The sequence below is a fragment of the Planomonospora antibiotica genome (assembly GCF_014647955.1).
Lineage (GTDB): Bacteria > Actinomycetota > Actinomycetes > Streptosporangiales > Streptosporangiaceae > Planomonospora > Planomonospora parontospora.
In genome coordinates, this window is record NZ_BMQE01000007.1 from 89,217 (window position 1) to 106,367 (window position 17,151).

General features: G+C 74.3%; 15 protein-coding genes. 12 read left to right on the plus strand and 3 right to left on the minus strand.

Annotated elements, in window-relative coordinates:
- Window positions 1-146 precede the first annotated feature (146 nt).
- The 3 genes from IEZ06_RS08945 to hisG all read left to right on the plus strand — a co-directional run bounded on the left by IEZ06_RS08945 (window position 147) and on the right by hisG (window position 4,069).
- Complete coding sequence (locus IEZ06_RS08945; RefSeq protein ID WP_189236208.1) at window positions 147-2,603, plus strand: glycosyl hydrolase 2 galactose-binding domain-containing protein; 2,457 nt, start codon at window positions 147-149, stop codon at window positions 2,601-2,603.
- A 294-nt stretch (window positions 2,604-2,897) separates the two neighbouring features.
- Entirely contained in the window at window positions 2,898-3,161 is a 264-nt protein-coding gene (locus IEZ06_RS08950) for a phosphoribosyl-ATP diphosphatase (RefSeq protein ID WP_012892448.1), read from the plus strand.
- 62 nt (window positions 3,162-3,223) lie between these two features.
- Window positions 3,224-4,069, plus strand: coding sequence for an ATP phosphoribosyltransferase (gene hisG, locus IEZ06_RS08955; RefSeq protein WP_189236209.1), 846 nt, complete (start codon window positions 3,224-3,226; stop codon window positions 4,067-4,069).
- Between the two features lie 150 nt (window positions 4,070-4,219).
- On the opposite strand, the gene IEZ06_RS08960 is transcribed toward hisG, so the two are convergent.
- Window positions 4,220-5,062: a siderophore-interacting protein gene (locus tag IEZ06_RS08960; RefSeq protein WP_189236210.1), complete on the minus strand. Its 843-nt coding sequence runs from the start codon at window positions 5,060-5,062 to the stop codon at window positions 4,220-4,222.
- A gap of 123 nt (window positions 5,063-5,185) precedes the next feature.
- Window positions 5,186-6,136, minus strand: a complete 951-nt coding sequence (locus tag IEZ06_RS08965; RefSeq protein WP_189236211.1) for an AraC family transcriptional regulator — start codon at window positions 6,134-6,136, stop codon at window positions 5,186-5,188.
- A 129-nt stretch (window positions 6,137-6,265) separates the two neighbouring features.
- On the opposite strand from IEZ06_RS08965, the gene IEZ06_RS08970 reads away from it, so the two are divergent.
- The 7 genes from IEZ06_RS08970 (at window position 6,266) to IEZ06_RS09000 (ending at window position 14,101) form a co-directional block, all read left to right on the plus strand.
- On the plus strand, window positions 6,266-6,751 hold the full coding sequence (locus IEZ06_RS08970; RefSeq protein WP_189236212.1) for an anthrone oxygenase family protein: 486 nt from the start codon (window positions 6,266-6,268) through the stop codon (window positions 6,749-6,751).
- Window positions 6,752-6,928: 177 nt separating this feature from the next.
- Window positions 6,929-8,173: an EAL domain-containing protein gene (locus IEZ06_RS08975; protein ID WP_229797899.1), complete on the plus strand. Its 1,245-nt coding sequence runs from the start codon at window positions 6,929-6,931 to the stop codon at window positions 8,171-8,173.
- Between the two features lie 147 nt (window positions 8,174-8,320).
- A complete protein-coding gene (locus IEZ06_RS08980) occupies window positions 8,321-8,977 on the plus strand; it encodes an acVLRF1 family peptidyl-tRNA hydrolase (protein ID WP_189236214.1) in 657 nt (218 codons plus the stop codon).
- 296 nt (window positions 8,978-9,273) lie between these two features.
- On the plus strand, window positions 9,274-10,872 hold the full coding sequence (locus IEZ06_RS08985; RefSeq protein ID WP_189236215.1) for an ABC-F family ATP-binding cassette domain-containing protein: 1,599 nt from the start codon (window positions 9,274-9,276) through the stop codon (window positions 10,870-10,872).
- A 114-nt stretch (window positions 10,873-10,986) separates the two neighbouring features.
- Window positions 10,987-11,202 carry a helix-turn-helix domain-containing protein gene (locus IEZ06_RS08990; protein ID WP_068899248.1) on the plus strand — a complete coding sequence of 72 codons (216 nt, stop codon included), beginning with the start codon at window positions 10,987-10,989 and terminating at the stop codon, window positions 11,200-11,202.
- A gap of 130 nt (window positions 11,203-11,332) precedes the next feature.
- Window positions 11,333-12,136 carry an enoyl-CoA hydratase/isomerase family protein gene (locus IEZ06_RS08995; RefSeq protein WP_189236216.1) on the plus strand — a complete coding sequence of 268 codons (804 nt, stop codon included), beginning with the start codon at window positions 11,333-11,335 and terminating at the stop codon, window positions 12,134-12,136.
- An 87-nt stretch (window positions 12,137-12,223) separates the two neighbouring features.
- Window positions 12,224-14,101: an ABC transporter ATP-binding protein gene (locus IEZ06_RS09000; protein WP_189236217.1), complete on the plus strand. Its 1,878-nt coding sequence runs from the start codon at window positions 12,224-12,226 to the stop codon at window positions 14,099-14,101.
- 58 nt (window positions 14,102-14,159) lie between these two features.
- On the opposite strand, the gene IEZ06_RS09005 is transcribed toward IEZ06_RS09000, so the two are convergent.
- On the minus strand, window positions 14,160-15,041 hold the full coding sequence (locus IEZ06_RS09005; RefSeq protein ID WP_189236218.1) for a sulfotransferase family protein: 882 nt from the start codon (window positions 15,039-15,041) through the stop codon (window positions 14,160-14,162).
- Window positions 15,042-15,071: 30 nt separating this feature from the next.
- On the opposite strand from IEZ06_RS09005, the gene IEZ06_RS09010 reads away from it, so the two are divergent.
- Together IEZ06_RS09010 and IEZ06_RS09015 are read left to right on the plus strand one after the other, a co-directional pair.
- Complete coding sequence (locus IEZ06_RS09010) at window positions 15,072-16,070, plus strand: S66 peptidase family protein (RefSeq protein WP_189236219.1); 999 nt, start codon at window positions 15,072-15,074, stop codon at window positions 16,068-16,070.
- A gap of 40 nt (window positions 16,071-16,110) precedes the next feature.
- The gene (locus IEZ06_RS09015) at window positions 16,111-17,103 is read left to right on the plus strand and encodes a hypothetical protein (protein ID WP_229797900.1); all 993 of its coding nucleotides are present in this window, start codon (window positions 16,111-16,113) and stop codon (window positions 17,101-17,103) included.
- The last annotated feature ends 48 nt before the right edge of the window (window positions 17,104-17,151 follow it).

Consider the following 17,151-nt stretch of genomic DNA (forward strand, 5'->3'; position numbering starts at 1 on the left):
GTCCCCGCGACGGTCCGGGTCCGGGTGACGTGACGGCCCCTGTGACGGTCCGGGCGACGGTTCACGGGACGCCTCGCCCGGCGTCCCACGAGACACCGCGCGGGGCGTCCCCTGACGCCCCGCGCGGCCGCTAAGGAGAGATCTACTTGAGTTCGTACCGCCCGCTGCACGACGGCTGGACCCTCACGGCCGTCTCGCAGGACACCGGGGTGGCGGGCGTGACCGCGACCGTCCCCGGCTGCGTGCACACCGACCTGCTCGCCGCCGGGATCATCGACGACCCCTACCTGGACGACAACGAGAACCGGCTGGCCTGGATCGGCCGGACCGACTGGGTCTACCAGACCGTCTTCGACTGGGCCGGCGACGGCCACGAGCGGACCGACCTGGTCTGCGAGGGCCTCGACACGGTCGCCACGGTGATCCTCAACGGCGTCCAGGTCGCGACCACCGCCAACCAGCACCGCTCCTACCGCTTCGCCGTGCGGCACCTGCTGCGCGAGGGCGCCAACACCCTGACCGTGCGCTTCGACTCGGCCTACGCCTACGCCGAGGCGCAGCGGGCCGCCCTCGGCGAGCGGCCGAGCCCGTATGACGAGCCGTACCAGTTCATCCGGAAGATGGCCTGCAACTTCGGCTGGGACTGGGGTCCGACCGTGGTCACCGCGGGGATCTGGCGGCCGATCGGGCTGGAGTCCTGGAGCGGCGCCCGGCTGGCCGAGGTGCGCCCGCTGGTGACGATGGACGGCGCCGACGGCAGGGTGCGGGTGCACGTCCGCGTCGAGCGCGCCACCGAGGCGCCGCTGTCGGTGCGCGCCGCCGTCGCGGGCGCCGCCGTACGGGCGGAGCTGGCGCCGGGCGAGCGCGAGGCCGTGCTGGAGCTGGCCGTGCCGGAACCGGAGCGCTGGTGGCCGCGCGGGTACGGCGCGCAGCCGCTGCACGAGCTGACCGTCCGCCTGGACGGCGGAGGACCCGGGCACGGCGCGGGAGACGGCGCGCGGCACGGCGGGGACGACGGGCCCTGCGGGCGGCGCTGGAGCGGGCGGATCGGCTTCCGCACGGTCGAGCTGGAGCGCGACGGAGGCGCCTTCACCCTCGTCGTCAACGGCGTGCCGGTGTTCGTGCGCGGCGTCAACTGGATCCCCGACGACTGCTTCCCGGCCCGGGTCACCCGCGACCGGCTGGCCGCCCGGTTCGCCCAGGCGGCCGAGGCGGGCGTCAACCTGCTGCGGGTGTGGGGCGGCGGGCTGTACGAGAGCGACGACTTCTACGGCCTGGCCGACGAGATGGGCCTGCTGGTCTGGCAGGACTTCCCGTTCGCGTGCGCGGCCTACCCGGAGGAGGAGCCGTTCCGGTCGGAGGTGGAGGCCGAGGCGCGCCAGAACGTCACCCGGCTGGCCGGCCACGCGAGCCTGGTGCTGTGGTGCGGCAACAACGAGAACCTGGAGGGCCACGCCGACTGGGGCTGGCAGGAGGAGCTGGCCGGGCGCAGCTGGGGCGCGGGCTTCTACTACGACCTGCTGCCCTCGGTCCTGGCCGAGCTCGACCCGACCCGCCCCTACTGGCCGGGCAGCCCGTACTCCGGCGCGCCGGACCTGCCGCCCAACGACCCGGCGCGCGGCACCATCCACATCTGGGACGTGTGGAACCGCGAGGACTACACCCGCTACGGCGCCTACACCCCCCGGTTCGTGGCCGAGTTCGGCTTCCAGGGCCCGCCGGCGTACGCCACCATGCGCCGCGCGATCAGCGGCGAGCTGGCCGCCGACGCCCCCCTGGTGCTGCACCACCAGAAAGCGGTCGACGGCAACGCCAAGCTCCTGGCCGGCCTGGGCGAGCACCTGCCCCGGCCTGCGACCTTCGACGACTGGCACTACCTGACCCAGCTCAACCAGGCCCGCGCGATGGCCTTCGGCATCGAGCGGTTCCGGTCGCTCGCGCCGCACTGCATGGGCACGGTCGTCTGGCAGCTCAACGACTGCTGGCCGGTCACCTCCTGGGCCGCCGTCGACGGCGACGGCCGGCGCAAACCGCTCTGGTACGCGCTGCGCCGGGTCTACGCCGACCGGCTGCTGACCGTCCAGGACGGGGAGGTCGCGGTGGTCAACGACGCCCCCGAGCCGTGGCGCGGCGAGCTGTCGCTGGTCCGGCACGGCCTGGACGGCCGGCCGCTGGCCAAGGAGGTCGCCCGCGTCGAGGCGGCGCCGCGCTCGGTGGTGCGGGTGCCGCTGCCGGAGGCGGTCGCGGTGCCCGGCGATCCCGCGGCCGAGGTGCTGGTCGCCGGCCTGGACGGGAGCCGCGCGGTCTCCTTCTACGCCGAGGACACGGCGGTGGCCTTCCCCGAGGCGGCCTACGACGCCTGTGCCGAGCCCGTCGAGGGGGGCTACCGGGTGACGGTGACCGCGCGCACGCTCCTGCGCGAGCTGGCGCTGTTCCCGGACCGGCTGGACCCGGACGCCTCGGTCGACGACCTGCTGGTGACGCTGCTGCCGGAGGAGAGCGCGGTCTTCCACGTCACCACGGAGCGGGAGCTCGACCCGGCGGCGCTGCTCTCCTTCCCGGTGCTGCGCTGCGTGAACGAGGCCCGGCCGGAACGCGGATGAGGCGAAGGGCCGGGGCCCGCACGGGCGGCCCCCGACCCCCGTCCCCGTCCCCGGCCCCCGTCCCCGTCCCCGGCCCCCGTCCCCGTCCCCGGCCCCCGTCCCCGGCCCCGGTCCTCGGCAGGGGCGGGGGAGGGCCGGGGCGGAGGCGGGAGAGCACGGGCAGAACCGGGGCAGGGTCCTGGCCGGTGGTCCCGGCCGGGGTGCGGACGGTTCCGGTGGGTGGACCGGGCGCGCGGTCACGCCGGGCGGGCCGTTAGGCTGGGTGCGCATATCCGGACGACGCCGAGAGAGACGATGAAGACCTTCGAAGAGCTGTACGCCGAGCTGTCCGACAAGGCGCGCACCCGGCCCGAGGGGTCGGGGACCGTGGCCGCGCTGGACGCCGGAGTCCATGCCATCGGCAAGAAGGTCGTGGAGGAGGCCGCCGAGAGCTGGATGGCGGCCGAGCACGAGTCGAACGAGCGGGCCGCGGAGGAGATCTCCCAGCTGCTCTACCACGTGCAGGTCCTCATGATCGCCAAGGGGATCGGGCTGGACGAGGTCTACAAGCATCTCTGAGCCGGCGTGCCCGGCCCCCGTGCGAAGACCCTCCCCGCCCGAGAAGAAGGATTCCTCCCGCCATGCTCCGTCTCGCCGTACCCAACAAGGGCGCCCTCGCCGAGGGCGCCCAGACGATCCTCAAAGAGGCCGGATACCGCGTCCGCAAGGACAGCAAGGAGCTCGTGGTCATCGACCCCGACAACTCCTGCGAGCTGTTCTTCCTGCGGCCCAAGGACATCGCCGTCTACGTCGGCGAGGGCACCCTGGACGCCGGGATCACCGGCCGCGACATGCTCCACGACTCGGGCGCGCGGGTGGAGGAGATCCTGCCGCTCGGCTTCGGCCGCTCCACCTTCCGCTTCGCGGCCGACCCGGGCGAGTTCGCCTCCGTCGCCGACCTGAAGGGCCGGCGGATCGCCACCGCCTACGCCGGCCTGCTGGAGGGCTACCTCGCTGAACAGGGCGTCGAGGCGAGGGTGATCAAGCTGGACGGCGCGGTGGAGACCGCCATCCGGCTGGGCGTGGCCGACGCCGTCGCCGACGTCGTGGAGACCGGCACCACGCTGCGCAACATCGGGCTGGAGGTGTTCGGCGAGCCGATCGCCCGCTCCGAGGCCGTGCTGATCCAGCGCCCGGACGCGGTGGAGAGCCAGGGGCTCGACCAGCTGGTGCGCCGGCTGCAGGGCGTGCTGGTGGCCCGCGACTACGTGATGATGGACTACGACATCCGCGCCGAGCGGATCGAGGAGGCCATCGCGCTCACCCCCGGCATGGAGGGGCCCACCGTCTCCCCGCTGCACCGGGAGGGCTGGGTCGCGGTGCGCGCGATGGTGCCGCGCAAGGGGCACCAGCAGGTGATGGACCAGCTCTGGGAGCTCGGTGCGAAGGCCATCCTGGTCACCGCCATCTACGCCTGCCGCCTCTGACGCCCCTCGTCCGCCGCGACTGCCGCCTGCCAGGTCCTTCCGGCGCCGGACGTGTCCTTCCCGGCCCCGGACGCCGGGGACCTGTCACCCGGGGCGGGTTCCCGGTCACGCCGGCCGCCCGGCAGCGCCGGGCGGCCGGGGCGCCGCGGGTCACGAGGGGAGGGCGGCGGCCTCTTCCTCCTCGATCCGCTGGTTCCACTCGCGCTTGGAGGACTGCCAGCCGTCCTCGTCGCGGCCGATCCGCCAGTAGCCGGAGATGGACAGCGCCGAGAGCGGGACGCCGCGCTCGGTGCGCAGGTGGCGGCGGAGCTCCTTGACGAACCCGGCCTCGCCGTGGACGAAGGCGTGCAGGGCGCCCTCGGGGAAGTCCAGCTCGCGGACGGCGGCGACCAGGCGCTCGCCGATCGGCGCCCCGCCCCGGTGTAGCCAGACGATCTTCACGTCGCCGGGGGAGTCGAGCGGCTGCTCCTCCTCGGGGCCGGCCACCTCGACGAGGACGTGGGCCGGGGCCCCGGCGGGCAGCCGCTCCAGGGAGGCCGCGATGGCCGGCAGCGCGCTCTCGTCGCCCGCCAGCAGGTGCCAGTCCGCCTCGGCGGAGGGCGCGTAGGCCCCGCCGGGACCGAGGAACCAGATGTCCTCGCCCGGCCGGACCCGGGCCGCCCACGGGCCGGCCAGGCCGCTGTCGCCGTGGTGCACGAAGTCGAGGGTGAGCTCGCCCGCCTCGGCGTCCCAGGCCCGGACCGTGTAGGTCCGGGTGGTGGGCTGCTGCTCGCGGGGCAGGTCGCGGCGGATCGCCTCCAGGTCGAACGGCTGCGGGTACGTCACCCCGGGGGGAGCGAACAGCAGCTTCACGTAGTGGTCGGTGAACTCGCCCACGGGCAGGTCGCGCAGGCCCTCGCCGCCGAGCACCACCCGGATCATGTGCGGGGTGAGCCGCTCGGTGCGCACCACCTCGCCGCGCCGTGCCCTGCGCACGGGCCTGCCTTCTGCCATGAGCCGCTCCCGGTGTGATCAACTTAGGTATGCCTAAGTAATAGCATACGCGCAGGCCGGGGGAGGCCGTTCCGGGGCGGCCGGGCGATCAGTGAATCTACGTTGTAAAGCCGTAGGGACGGGTCAGCCCTGGCCGGGGGCGGAGAGCGCTGAGCGGTGGTCGCGGGGGCTCACGCCGTACGCGCGCTTGAAGGCGGTGCTGAGCGCGAAGGGGCTGCCGTAGCCGACCTGCCCGGCCACCGCCTCGACCGTCGCGCCCGGGTCGCGCAGCAGGTCGGCGGCGAGGGCCAGCCGCCGGTTCGTGAGGTACGTCATGGGCGGCTCGCCCACCAGCTCGGTGAAGCGGCGGGCCAGCGCCGCGCGGGAGGTGCCCGTCCGGGCGGCCAGCCCGGCCACCGTCCAGGGATGGGCCGGGTGCTCGTGGAGCAGGCGCAGTGCCGGGCCCACGACGGGGTCGCCGTGCGCCCGGTACCAGCCCGGGGCCTCGGCCCCGGGGCGGGAGAACCAGGTGCGCAGGACGGCGACCAGCAGCAGGTCCAGGAGGCGGTCCAGCACGGCCTCCTGGCCGGGCGCGTCCCTGGCGATCTCCTCGTGGAGCAGGGGGACGAGCGGGGAGTCCCAGGAGCCGGAGGGGAGGACGAGCAGCCGGGGCAGCGTCGCCAGCAGCCGCCGGTCGACCTCGCTGCGCATCCGGTACGTCCCGGTGAGCAGCGTCGTCGCGCCGTCGGGCGAGCCGCCCCAGGTGCGCACGCCCAGGTCCAGCGCGTCGCACAGGTCCTCGCCCTCCGGCGTCGTGGCGCAGCCTCCGGAACGGACGACGGCCCGGGGCGGGGTGGCCGGGTCGTCGGCGACGATGTAGGGATCGGGGCCGCGCACCACCGCGACGTCCCCGGGGCGGAGCCGTTCCTCCCCGGCGTCGCCGGGCACGATCCACGCCTCGCCGCGGACCGCGGCGACCAGGGTGAGCGGCGCCCGGTCCTCGATCCGCAGCGACCAGGGCGGCTCCAGGATGCTGCGGAGGAGGAACGCCCCCCGGGCCCTCGGCCCGTCCAGCAGGTCCGCGAACGCGCTCATGGATCGCCTCCGGTGTGCGACTCCGGCCTCCTGGCCGGGATCCTCGGCGCCGCCGATTCTAGACGGCCGCGCATGGAACGGAGATCGTCGCGCATGGCCTGGCGGACCGGGCGCCGGTTGACTGGAGGCATGACGGAGAGCACACAGTTGTTGCGGGTGGCGGTCCTGATCGGGGCCACGGTGTCGACGGGGCTGATGGCGGGCCTGTTCTACGCCTTCGCGGTGGCGGTCATGCCGGGGCTGGGCCGGGCCGGCGACCGGACGTTCGTGGAGGCGATGCAGCGGATCAACGTGGCGATCCTCAACGGCTGGTTCGCCGCCGCCTTCATCGGGGCCGCGCTGCTGACCGCCGCGGCGGGCCTGCTCCACCTGGGGCGCCCCGGGCTGCCGTGGATCGCGGCGGCCTTCGCGGCGTACGGCGTGGCGCTGGTCGTGACGTTCACGATGAACATACCGCTCAACAACGCGCTCGAGGCCGCGGGGGAGCCCGGCCGGATCCCCGACCCGGCGGCGGTGCGCGAGCGGTTCGAGGCGGTGTGGGTGCGCTGGAACGTGGTCCGCGCGCTGGCCTGCACGGCCGCGCTGGCCTGCCTGTCCTGGGCGCTGGCCGTGTAGGAGGGGCTGGCGGGGTGCGGCGGGCAGGGGCTGCGGAAGGAGCGTGCGGAGAGGACCGGCGCGGAGGGCGGCCGGATGGGCGCCGTACCGGACCGGCCGCTCAACGAACGGCGAAATGTCGGTGAACATCACCGCGCGTTGCCCCTGTTGCGGTCGGGGCGGGGCCATCCTCGATACGTGCCGACCAACACGCACCTCCTGCCGCCGGCCGCCGCGGCGCCCGCGGGCGCCGCGGCCGCGTCGTTCACCGCACCGGACGCCTCCTTCCCGGGGCCCCTTCCGGGGAGCGTCCCGGGTGTCGTGCCGATCGTCGACCTCGACACCGGGGGCGTCATCGCGCTCCAGGCCGCCGCCGGTGACCTGGGGGAGGGCGGCTCGGGCCACGGGGACGTCGTCGTCCTGGCCAGGACCGTGCTGGAGGTGTCGCGGAGCGAGGCGCTGCTCCCCCTGGTCCTCTCCCTGCCCACGAGGGCGGTCATCAGCGGTTCGGCCGCCCTGGCGCCGCTCCACGAGGCCCTGCGGATCTCCGGGCGACGGCCCCGCGAGATCATCCTCGTGCTCCGGGGCGGCTTCGCCGAGGAGGACCGCCGAGCCCTGCTCGCGGGGCTGGAGGGACTGCGCGCCATCGGCTACCTGATCGCGGTGGGGGACCTGGGCACCGCGCACGTCCCGCCGGACCTGCTGGCCGACGCCTCGCCGTACCTGGCGGTGCTCTCGGCCGGGCTGATGGCGCGGGTGGGGCGCGACCCCCGCCGGACGGCGCTGGCCGAGTCGCTGGCCGCCCTGGCCCGCGACGCGGGCGCCCACGTGCTGACCCCGGGCGTGGCGGAGGAGGCCCAGCTCGCCGCGGTCCGCAGGTGGGGGGTACGGCTGGCGCAGGGCCCGCTGCTGGTGCCGGGCCCCTCCGGCCGGGTCCACGTGCCGCTGCCGGTCGTCGAGCCGGAGCCGGCCGGGCTCCTGCTGGGCCCGAGGGTCCAGGAGTTCCTGCTGCCGGCGGTGACGCTCCCCTACGAGGCGACCGCGGAGGAGGCCGTGGAGACCTTCAGCGGCGAGCCCTCGATCACCAGCGTGATCCTGGTCGACGAGTACCAGCGGCCCAGGGGCAGCCTGGACCGCAGCCGCTTCCTGCTCGCCATCGCCAGCCGGTACGGCCACGCGCTGCACGGCAGGAAGCCCGCCGCCCGCCTGGCCGACCCCGTCCGCGCGGTCCCGAAGACCACCCCCGCGATCGCCGCCATGCAGGTCGCGGGTCGCGACGCCGAACGCGTCTACGACGACCTGGCCGTCATCGACGAGGTGGGCCGGTGCATGGGCATCGTGCGGGTCTCGGACCTGATCCGCCAGGTCGCGGGCATGCAGGAGATGCCCGGGGCCCAGGGACCTCGGACGGCCCCGGTGACGCACGGGACGCGGCTGCCCTGAGCGGCGTGGCCTTTCCGGGACGGGGGCCCCGTCCCGGAGAGGGCGCCGGTCCGGGGCGGACCCGCCGCCGGTGCTCCCGGATCGAGCGGGGAGGGGGCGACCACCCTCCTGAGCCGGCGCGGGTCCGGCCCCGGGTAGGGTCCGGGCATGACGTCACGACCGGCCGCCGGCGGGGGCCGCTGGGTCTCGGTGGGGCCGGAGCGGCTCGGCCGCTGGATCGACGGCTTCGCCGACCGGCACGGCCCGCTGGAGGCCGCCGCCTCCGACGAGCTCGTCCGGATCGAGGCCGCCGACGGGGCGGTGGCCGAGTGCCGGGTGCCCTTCCCGCCGCTGACGGCCGGCGGCGGCGGCCCGCTGGCCCGGCTGACCACCCACGCGCGCCGGGAGCGCAGGGTGGGCGTGCTGCTGGTACGGCTCGGCGGCCACGCGGCCGGGATCTTCCAGGGGGACGAGCTGGTCTCCTCCAAGGTCGGCTCGCGGCAGGTCCACGGCCGCAGCGCTGCGGGCGGCTGGTCGCAGCGGCGCTTCGCCCGGCGCAGGGAGAAGCAGGTGGACCAGGCGCACGAGGCGGCGGCCGAGGTGGCGCTGCGGATCCTGGGCCCGCACACCGGCGGGCTGGAGGCGGTCGTCCTGGGCGGCGACCGGCGGGCGGTGGACGCGCTGCGGGCCGACCGCAGGCTCGCCCCGGTCTTCGCGCTGGAGGCCGAGCCCTTCCTGACGGTCCCCGACCCCCGCCTGGCGGTGCTCACCGCGACCCCGGCCCAGTTCCGCGCGGTCAGGATCAGGGTCGTCGACCCCGCCTGACCCGCTCATCCCCGCCTGACCTGTGCGGTCCCGTCCGGCTCCGTCCGGCCGACCCGGCCCCGGGACGGGAGCCGGCCGGTGCCCGGCCGGGTGCGGGCCGGGTGCGGTGCGGGGAACAGGGCGGGCGCGGGTGCGCGCGAGCCGTACACTGATCCGTATGCGCACCCCCGACTGACGCCGCCCGCGACGGGGCGGGACGGCCGAGCCGAGAGCCGGGAGACATAGGGCGCGGCGGGTTCGGTCACAGCGCCATGGTGAGCCCGTGAATCCCCCAGCCTGGGAGTGTTCCCCCAAACATGATCATTGCTTCTGACATCGAACTCCGCGCCGGAGCCCGGCTGCTCATCGAGGGCGCGTCGTTCCGGGTGAACCCCGGCGACAAGATCGGCCTCGTCGGGCGCAACGGCGCCGGGAAGACGACGCTGACCAAGGTGCTCGCGGGCGAGGCGCTGCCGGCGTCGGGCACGGTCGCCACCACGGGCGCGGTGGGCTACCTGCCGCAGGACCCCCGCACCGGCGACCTGCAGGTGATCGCCCGCGACCGCATCCTGTCCGCGCGAGGGCTGGACGAGGTCCTGCGCGAGCTGCGCGAGGCCGAGCTGGGCATGTCCTCGGCCGACGAGCGCACCCGCGACCGCGCGGTGCGCGCCTACGGGCGGCTGGAGGACCGGCTGCACGTCCTGGGCGGATACGCCGCGGAGTCGGAGGCGGCCTCGATCGCCTCCAGCCTGGGGCTGCCCGACCGGGTGCTCGGCCAGCCGCTGGAGACCCTCTCCGGCGGTCAGCGCCGGCGCGTGGAACTGGCCCGGATCCTGTTCAGCGGGGCGGAGACTCTCCTGCTGGACGAGCCCACAAACCACCTCGACGCGGATTCGATCGCGTGGCTCCGCGACTTTTTGCGATCCCATCAAGGTGGTTTGATCATTATCAGCCACGACGTGGCGCTTCTTGAAGCGACGGTAAACCGGGTCCTGCACCTGGACGCCAACCGGATGGTGATCGACACCTACAACGTCGGCTGGAAGGCCTATCTGGCCCAGCGGGAGACCGACGAGAAGCGCCGCAGGCGCGAGCGGGCCAACGCCGAGAAGCAGGCCTCGGCGCTGATGTCGCAGGCCGACAAGATGCGCGCCAAGGCCACCAAGGCCAAGGCGGCCCAGGACATGCAGCGCCGCGCCGAGCGGCTGCTGTCCGGCCTGGAGGTGGAGCGGCGCAGCGACAAGGTCGCCAAGCTGCGCTTCCCCCAGCCGGCCCCCTGCGGGCGCACCCCGATCACGGCGACGGAGCTGTCGAAGTCCTACGGTTCGCTGGAGGTCTTCACCGACGTCAACGCGGCCGTGGACCGGGGTTCCCGGGTCGTCATCCTGGGCCTGAACGGCGCGGGCAAGACCACGCTGCTGCGCATCCTGGGCGGCATCGAGAAGCCCGACACCGGCGAGGTCCGGCCGGGGCACGGGCTCAAGCTGGGCTACTACGCCCAGGAGCACGAGACGATCGACCCGGAGCGCACGGTGCTGGAGAACATGCGCTCGGCCGCGGGCGACCTGGCCGACGTCGAGCTGCGCAAGGTCCTGGGCTCGTTCCTGTTCACCGGCGACGACGTGGACAAGCCCGCCGGGGTGCTCTCCGGCGGCGAGAAGACCCGGCTGGCCCTGGCCACCCTGGTGCTGTCGGCGGCCAACGTCCTGCTCCTGGACGAGCCCACGAACAACCTCGACCCGGCCAGCCGGGAGCAGGTGCTCACGGCCTTGAGATCCTATTCTGGGGCGATTGTCCTCGTAACGCACGATGAGGGTGCTGTGGACGCTCTGCAACCGGATAGGGTGATCTTGCTGCCGGACGGAGTTGAAGACGCGTGGAGCGACGAATTTTCCGATCTTGTGGCACTTGCCTGATCTCAATTTGAGCGGGTACGGATCTTTTCCCTGGGAGTAGGTAGCCGATCCCGCAGAAATGACTGATCATGGCGGAGTAACGCTGCGGAAGTCTGGCACTACAGGAGGTAGCTCGTGGCCGAGACTCTCAAGAAGGGCACCCGGGTGACCGGGGCCGACCGTGAAAAACTGGCCGCCGATCTCAAGAAGCGCTACAGCTCGGGTGAGAGCATCCGCGCGCTCGCCGCTTCGACCGGCCGGTCGTACGGGTTCATCCACCGCATCCTGAGCGAGTCCGGTGTGACTCTGCGCGGGCGCGGCGGCGCCACCCGGGGCAAGACCAAGCGCTGAGCCGCCTCGGAACGCGCGACCGCAGCCGCTCGTCCTCAGCTCGTCCGTCCGTCCGGGTCTGCCGAACCTCATTCTAGAAGAGTCGGTAGGCTCGGGCGTGACAGACGGCGAACGCAGGGGAGAGCGAGCGATGGCGGAAGTGGTGCACGGGGGGAGTGCGGAGGAGATCTCTCTTGCGGAGGTCGGACTGCGCTTCGAGGTGGACGGCGAGATCGCGACGATCACGCTGGCACGGCCGGAAAAGCGGAACGCTCAGACGTTCGCCACCTGGTCGGCGCTGGCTCGAATCGGTGACGACCTGCCGCAGCAGGTGAGGGTCGTCGTGGTCCGAGGTGAGGGGCCGTCCTTCTCGGCGGGCATCGACCTGCGGATGTTCACCCCGGAGGGGGTTCCGGGGCAGGGGTCGTTCGCGAGCACCGCCACGCTCCGGGGCGAGGCCTTCGACGAGCGGATCGCGCAGGCCCAGCAGGGCTTCATGTGGCTGCGGCGGCCGGACATCGTCTCGATCGCGGCGGTCCAGGGCCACGCCGTCGGCGCCGGTTTCCAGCTGGCGCTCGCCTGCGACCTGCGGATCCTGGCCGACGACGCCAAGCTGTGCATGAAGGAGCCCGCGCTCGGCCTGGTCCCCGACCTGACCGGGACCAAGCCGCTGGTCGACCTCGTCGGCCTGTCGCGGGCCGTGGAGATCTGCCTCACGGCCCGGACCGTGGGCGCGGAGGAGGCGGCCAGGATCGGCCTGGCCGAGCTGGTCGTCGCCCCCGGCGACCTGGCGCAGGCCGTACGGGACCTGGCGGCCGCGCTGCTGGCCACCAACCGCGACGCCGCCACGGCGACCAAGCGGCTGCTCCAGGGCGCCTCGGGGCGCACGCTGGAGGAGCAGTGCGCGGCCGAGCGGCAGGAGCAGATGGCGCGTATCAAGGCCCTGTTCGGCTGAGAGAGCAGGCCGGATGCGGTGTTCGCCCGGAGCTGATCCGGGAATCACCCCGCCTCTCCCGGCGCTCGGATCGGGAGAGGAGGCCAGATGGCGATGATGGGCGGGGGCTTCGGCCCCCAGGCGATGCGCTCGCTGCGGCGCGACAGCTCGGTGACCAAGGAGCGGCTCGCGCCGGGCACGGTGAAGCGGATCGTGCGCTACTCCAAGCCGTTCTCCCGGCAGATCGCCGCCTTCCTCGCCCTGGTCGTGCTCGGTTCGGTCATCGTGGTGGTCAACCCGCTGCTGATGCGGGCGATCATCGACGACGGCATCGAGGGGCGCGACGCCGGGCTCGTCGTCGGGCTCGCGCTGGCCATCGCCGGACTGGCGGTGCTGGACGCCGGGCTCGGGCTGGCCCAGCGCTGGTTCTCCGCCCGCGTCGGCGAAGGGCTGATCTACAACCTGCGCACCGAGGTCTTCGACCACGTCCAGCGCATGCCGGTCGCGTTCTTCATGCGGACGCAGACCGGCGCGCTGGTCTCCCGGCTGAACACCGACGTGATCGGCGCGCAGCGGGCGCTGACCAGCACGCTGTCGTCGGTCGTGTCCAACGTGGTCATGCTGGTGCTGGTGCTCGGCACCATGATCGTGCTGTCCTGGCAGATCACCCTGGTGGCCCTGGTGCTGCTGCCGGTCTTCGTCCTCCCCGCCAAGTGGGTGGGGCGGAAGATGTCGGGGCTCACCCGCGAGCAGATGGAGCTCGACGCCGAGATGAGCTCCATGATGACCGAGCGCTTCAACGTGGCGGGCGCCATGGTCGCCAAGCTGTACGGCCGGCCGGGCGAGGAGGCGGACGCCTTCGCCGCCCGTGCCGGGCGGGTGCGCGACGTGGGCGTCACCGTCGGCATGTACGGGACGGTCTTCCGGGTCGCCCTGGGCCTGGTCGCCTCACTGGCCACCGCGCTGGTGTACGGCGTGGGCGGCGTGCTGGCCGTCGACGGCGCCTTCCAGGTCGGCACCCTGGTCGCGCTCACCGCCCTGCTGATGCGCCTGTACGGCCCGCTGACCAGCCTGTCCAACGTGCACGTGGACGTGATGACCGCGCTGGTCAGCTTCGACCGGGTCTTCGAGGTGCTGGACCTGGAGCCGATGGTGGCCGAGCGGCCCGGAGCCCGTCCCGTCCCCGCCGGTCCGGTGACGGTCGAGTTCGACGACGTGCGCTTCCACTACCCGGCCGCCTCGGAGGTGTCGCTGGCGTCGCTGGAGGCGGTGGCCCGCCCCGACACCGGGCAGAGCGGCGAGGTGCTGCGCGGGATCGGGTTCACCGCCCGCCCGGGCGAGCTGGTCGCGCTGGTCGGACCCTCGGGCGCGGGCAAGACGACGATCACCTCGCTGGTCTCCCGGCTGTACGACGTGAGCGAGGGCGCGGTCCGCGTCAACGGGCTCGACGTGCGCGAGGCCACCCTGGAGTCCCTGCGCGACACCGTGGGCGTCGTCATGCAGGACGCCCACCTGTTCCACGACACCATCGGGGCCAACCTGCGCTACGCCCGGCCCGGCGCGACCGACGAGGAGGTCTGGGAGGCCCTGCGCGCCGCGCAGATCGCCGAGCTGGTCGAGTCCCTGCCCGAAGGGCTGGAGACCGTGGTGGGCGACCGGGGCTACCGGCTGTCCGGCGGGGAGAAGCAGCGCCTGGCGCTGGCCAGGCTGCTGCTCAAGGCGCCCCGGGTGGTCGTCCTGGACGAGGCCACCGCGCACTTGGACTCCGAGTCCGAGGCCGCCGTGCAGCGGGCGCTGAAGAGCGCGCTGGCCGGGCGGACCTCCCTGGTCATCGCGCACCGCCTGTCCACGATCCGCGAGGCCGACCAGATCCTGGTGATCGCCGACGGCCGTGTCGCCGAGCGGGGCCGGCACGAGGAGCTGCTGGCCGCCGGAGGCGTCTACGCCGAGCTCTACCGCACGCAGTTCAGCGTGCAGTCGCGGTGACGGGCCCGGCCGCGGCGCACGCGGTTCAGCGCGCGGTGACGGGCGGCAGGGCGGGCGGTCACCGGTAGCCCAGGCGGGCGAGCTCCTCGCGGGCGACCTTCTCCACCAGTTCGGCGTCCTCGCGGCGCAGGCGGGTGCGCCAGGCGCCGACCTTCGGAGCGTTCCTGCCGTACAGGGCGACCTTGGAGACGCGGGTCTCCAGGAAGCGGGAGAGGATCTCCACCGTCTCGGCGGGCGAGGCGGCGAGCTCCTCGTAGCGCAGGGTCAGCAGCTGCTCGCGCGGGAGCTCGCGGTGCAGCTCCGCGGCCAGGCGCACGGCTCCGCGCCAGCGCAGCGCGCACTTGCCCGCCGTGGACATCGCCTTCCACCGGTCGATGTGCTCGGCGGACTTGACGCCGAGGAAGGGGTTGGGGAACTCGGTGTCCTCGCTCACCCGGACCGGCTTGAACCACGACAGGGCCGCCGGGTCGGCCATCATGTCGGCGGCCACGTCCCGGCCGTCGCGGATCAGCTGGACGAACCTGGCGTCGGGGAAGGCCTGGAGCAGCACCGGGGCGCTGTAGAGCAGGTCGGGGCTGGCGTCGCCGAACCGGGCGACCGTCCCGGCGGTCGCGCACGGGCCCGTACCGGTCACGCCGCCCGCCTCCCGGCAGACGTCCGGGCACTCGCGGCACGCCCCCGGGAGGATCTGCCAGGACTCGGCCATGGCGTCCCGGAGCACGCGGATCGCGCCCAGGCCCCGGCGGACGATGGAGGGCCGCCGGGCGAAGGCGTGCACGACGTGCGTCACGGCGGCCCGGCCCATCGTGACGTGGAAGCCGGGAGAGCGCTTGAGGGCGCGGCCCAGCAGGTCCGCGCCGGAGTGCGGGGCGGCGAGCACGAACACCGGCCGACGGACCTTGATGCCGTTGACCACGAGGATGTGGGGCGGAGGTCGCATGTCTGACCCCAGTGTGGCACCGTTTGCGGAGTGAACGAACCGGCCACGCCCAGGCACGCCGGGACGGGTTCCGCCAGGCCGCGCCCGGGTGACACGGGCGCCGCCGTCCCGCCTCCGCTGCGCCCGGGCGACACGGTGGCCGTCGTGGCCCCGTCCGGGCCGGTCGACCCGGTACGGCTGGCCCGCGGCACCGCCGTGCTCGCCGGGCTGGGGCTGAAGGTCGTCACGGGCGCCCACGTGCTCGACCGCGACGGCTACCTGGCCGGGCCCGACGCGGCGCGGGCGGCCGACCTCCAGCGGGCCTGGTGCGATCCGGCGGTCGCCGCGGTGCTGTGCGCACGGGGCGGCTACGGCGCGACGCGGATCCTGGACCTGCTCGACTGGGAGGCCATGCGCGCGGCCGGGCCGAAGACCCTGGTCGGCTCCAGCGACGTCACCGCCCTGCACCGGGCGCTGGAGGTCCGGCTCGGCCTGGTCTCCTGGTTCGGCCCCATGCCCGCCTGCCCGCTGCTCGCCGGTCCGGGCGGGCCCGAGCCCCGGAGCCTGGATCGGCTCTCGGCCGCCCTGTCCGGCGGCACGGGGCCCGTCGCGGGGCCCGTCACCGGGTCCGTCGCCGGGGACAGGATGATCGTCGCCGGGAGCGCCGCGGGCCCGATCACCGGGGGGAACCTGTCGCTGCTGGCGGCGCTGTGCGGCACGCCGTACCGGCTGCGGGCGGAGGGGCGGATCGTCCTGCTGGAGGACGTCGGGGAGGCGCCCTACCGGATCGACCGGATGCTCACGCAGCTGCTGGGGTCCGGGGCGCTGGACGGGGCGGCGGGGTTCGCGCTGGGCTCCTGGACGGACTGCGGCGACCCCTGGCCGGTGCTGGAGGAGCGGCTCGGGGCGCTCGGTGTGCCGGTGGTCGCGGGGCTCCCGGTCGGCCACGGAACGCCGCAGTTCAGTGTGCCTATGGGGGCACTTGGTAGTATTGATGCTGAATCGTGCTCCCTGACCTGGTCGATCCGCTATCCCGCCGGGGCACTCTAAGGAGACCAGAGAGAGGAAACCCGGCAGAGGGGACGCACGCGTGAGGCTGAGGCTCTTCCGGCTCCGGCGGCATCGTGACCGGCGGGCAGACCGGCGGGCGGGGCCGCCGCCGCGCCCGGTGGAGGACGTCGATCTCGACTCCCTGCTCGGCCTGGTCGCCGGTTCCCTCGGCTACACCTGCTCCTTCGCCCCCGACGGCGGCACACTGACGTTGTCCGGAGCGCCGTCCGGAGCGCCGTCCGGAGCGCCGTCCGGCCCGGACACCGTCACGGTCCGGCTGGCGGGGCTGCGCGCCGAGGCGGGGCGCCACTCGCGCGAGGACTGGCCGACGCTGGTCTCCGAGCACCTGGCCCACACCCTGGCCACGCTGGACGAGCCGCTGGACGCCTGCGACCTCGCCCAGATCCGTCCCCTGCTGCGCACCCGGATCCGGCTCGACGACGACCTGGGCCCGGCCCGCGTGGTCGGCCGCCACCTCACCGCCGACCTGGTCGAGGTGCTCACGATCGGGTACGGCCGCGAAGGCCGGCCGGTCCGCCCGGAGGAGGTCGGCTGCTGGCCGATCACCCCCGCCCAGGCGCTGGAGCTGGCCGCCGACAACACCCGCAAGGACGAGCGGCTCTCGGCGACCCGGGAGGACCTCGGCGGCGTGGCCGTCCGGCGGCTGACCGGCTCGACCGCCTGCGCCGCCACCCACCTGCGCCACCTGGAGGACTACTTCCCGGTGCCCGCGGACGGGGCGCTGGTCGTCCTGCCGGACCCGGCGACCCTGGTCGTGCACCCGGTCGAGGGCCTGGACGTGGTGCGCGCGATCGAGCGGCTGCGCACGTTCGCCCAACGGGAGTTCGAGCGCGCGGCCGATCCGCTGAGCCCGCAGGTCCACTGGTGGCATCGGGGCCGTCTCAGCCTGATCAGGGCCGACCTGGTCAGGCAGGACGGGCAGACCCGGCTCGTGGTGGCTCCGCCGCAGGAGTTCGCCCGCGTCCTGGCCTCCCTGGCCGGGCGGCCGGGCGGCGGGACCGGCGGAGCCTGAGGACGGCCCGGGGACCGGTTGTGGAGGGAACCCGAGGGCCGTGCCGGG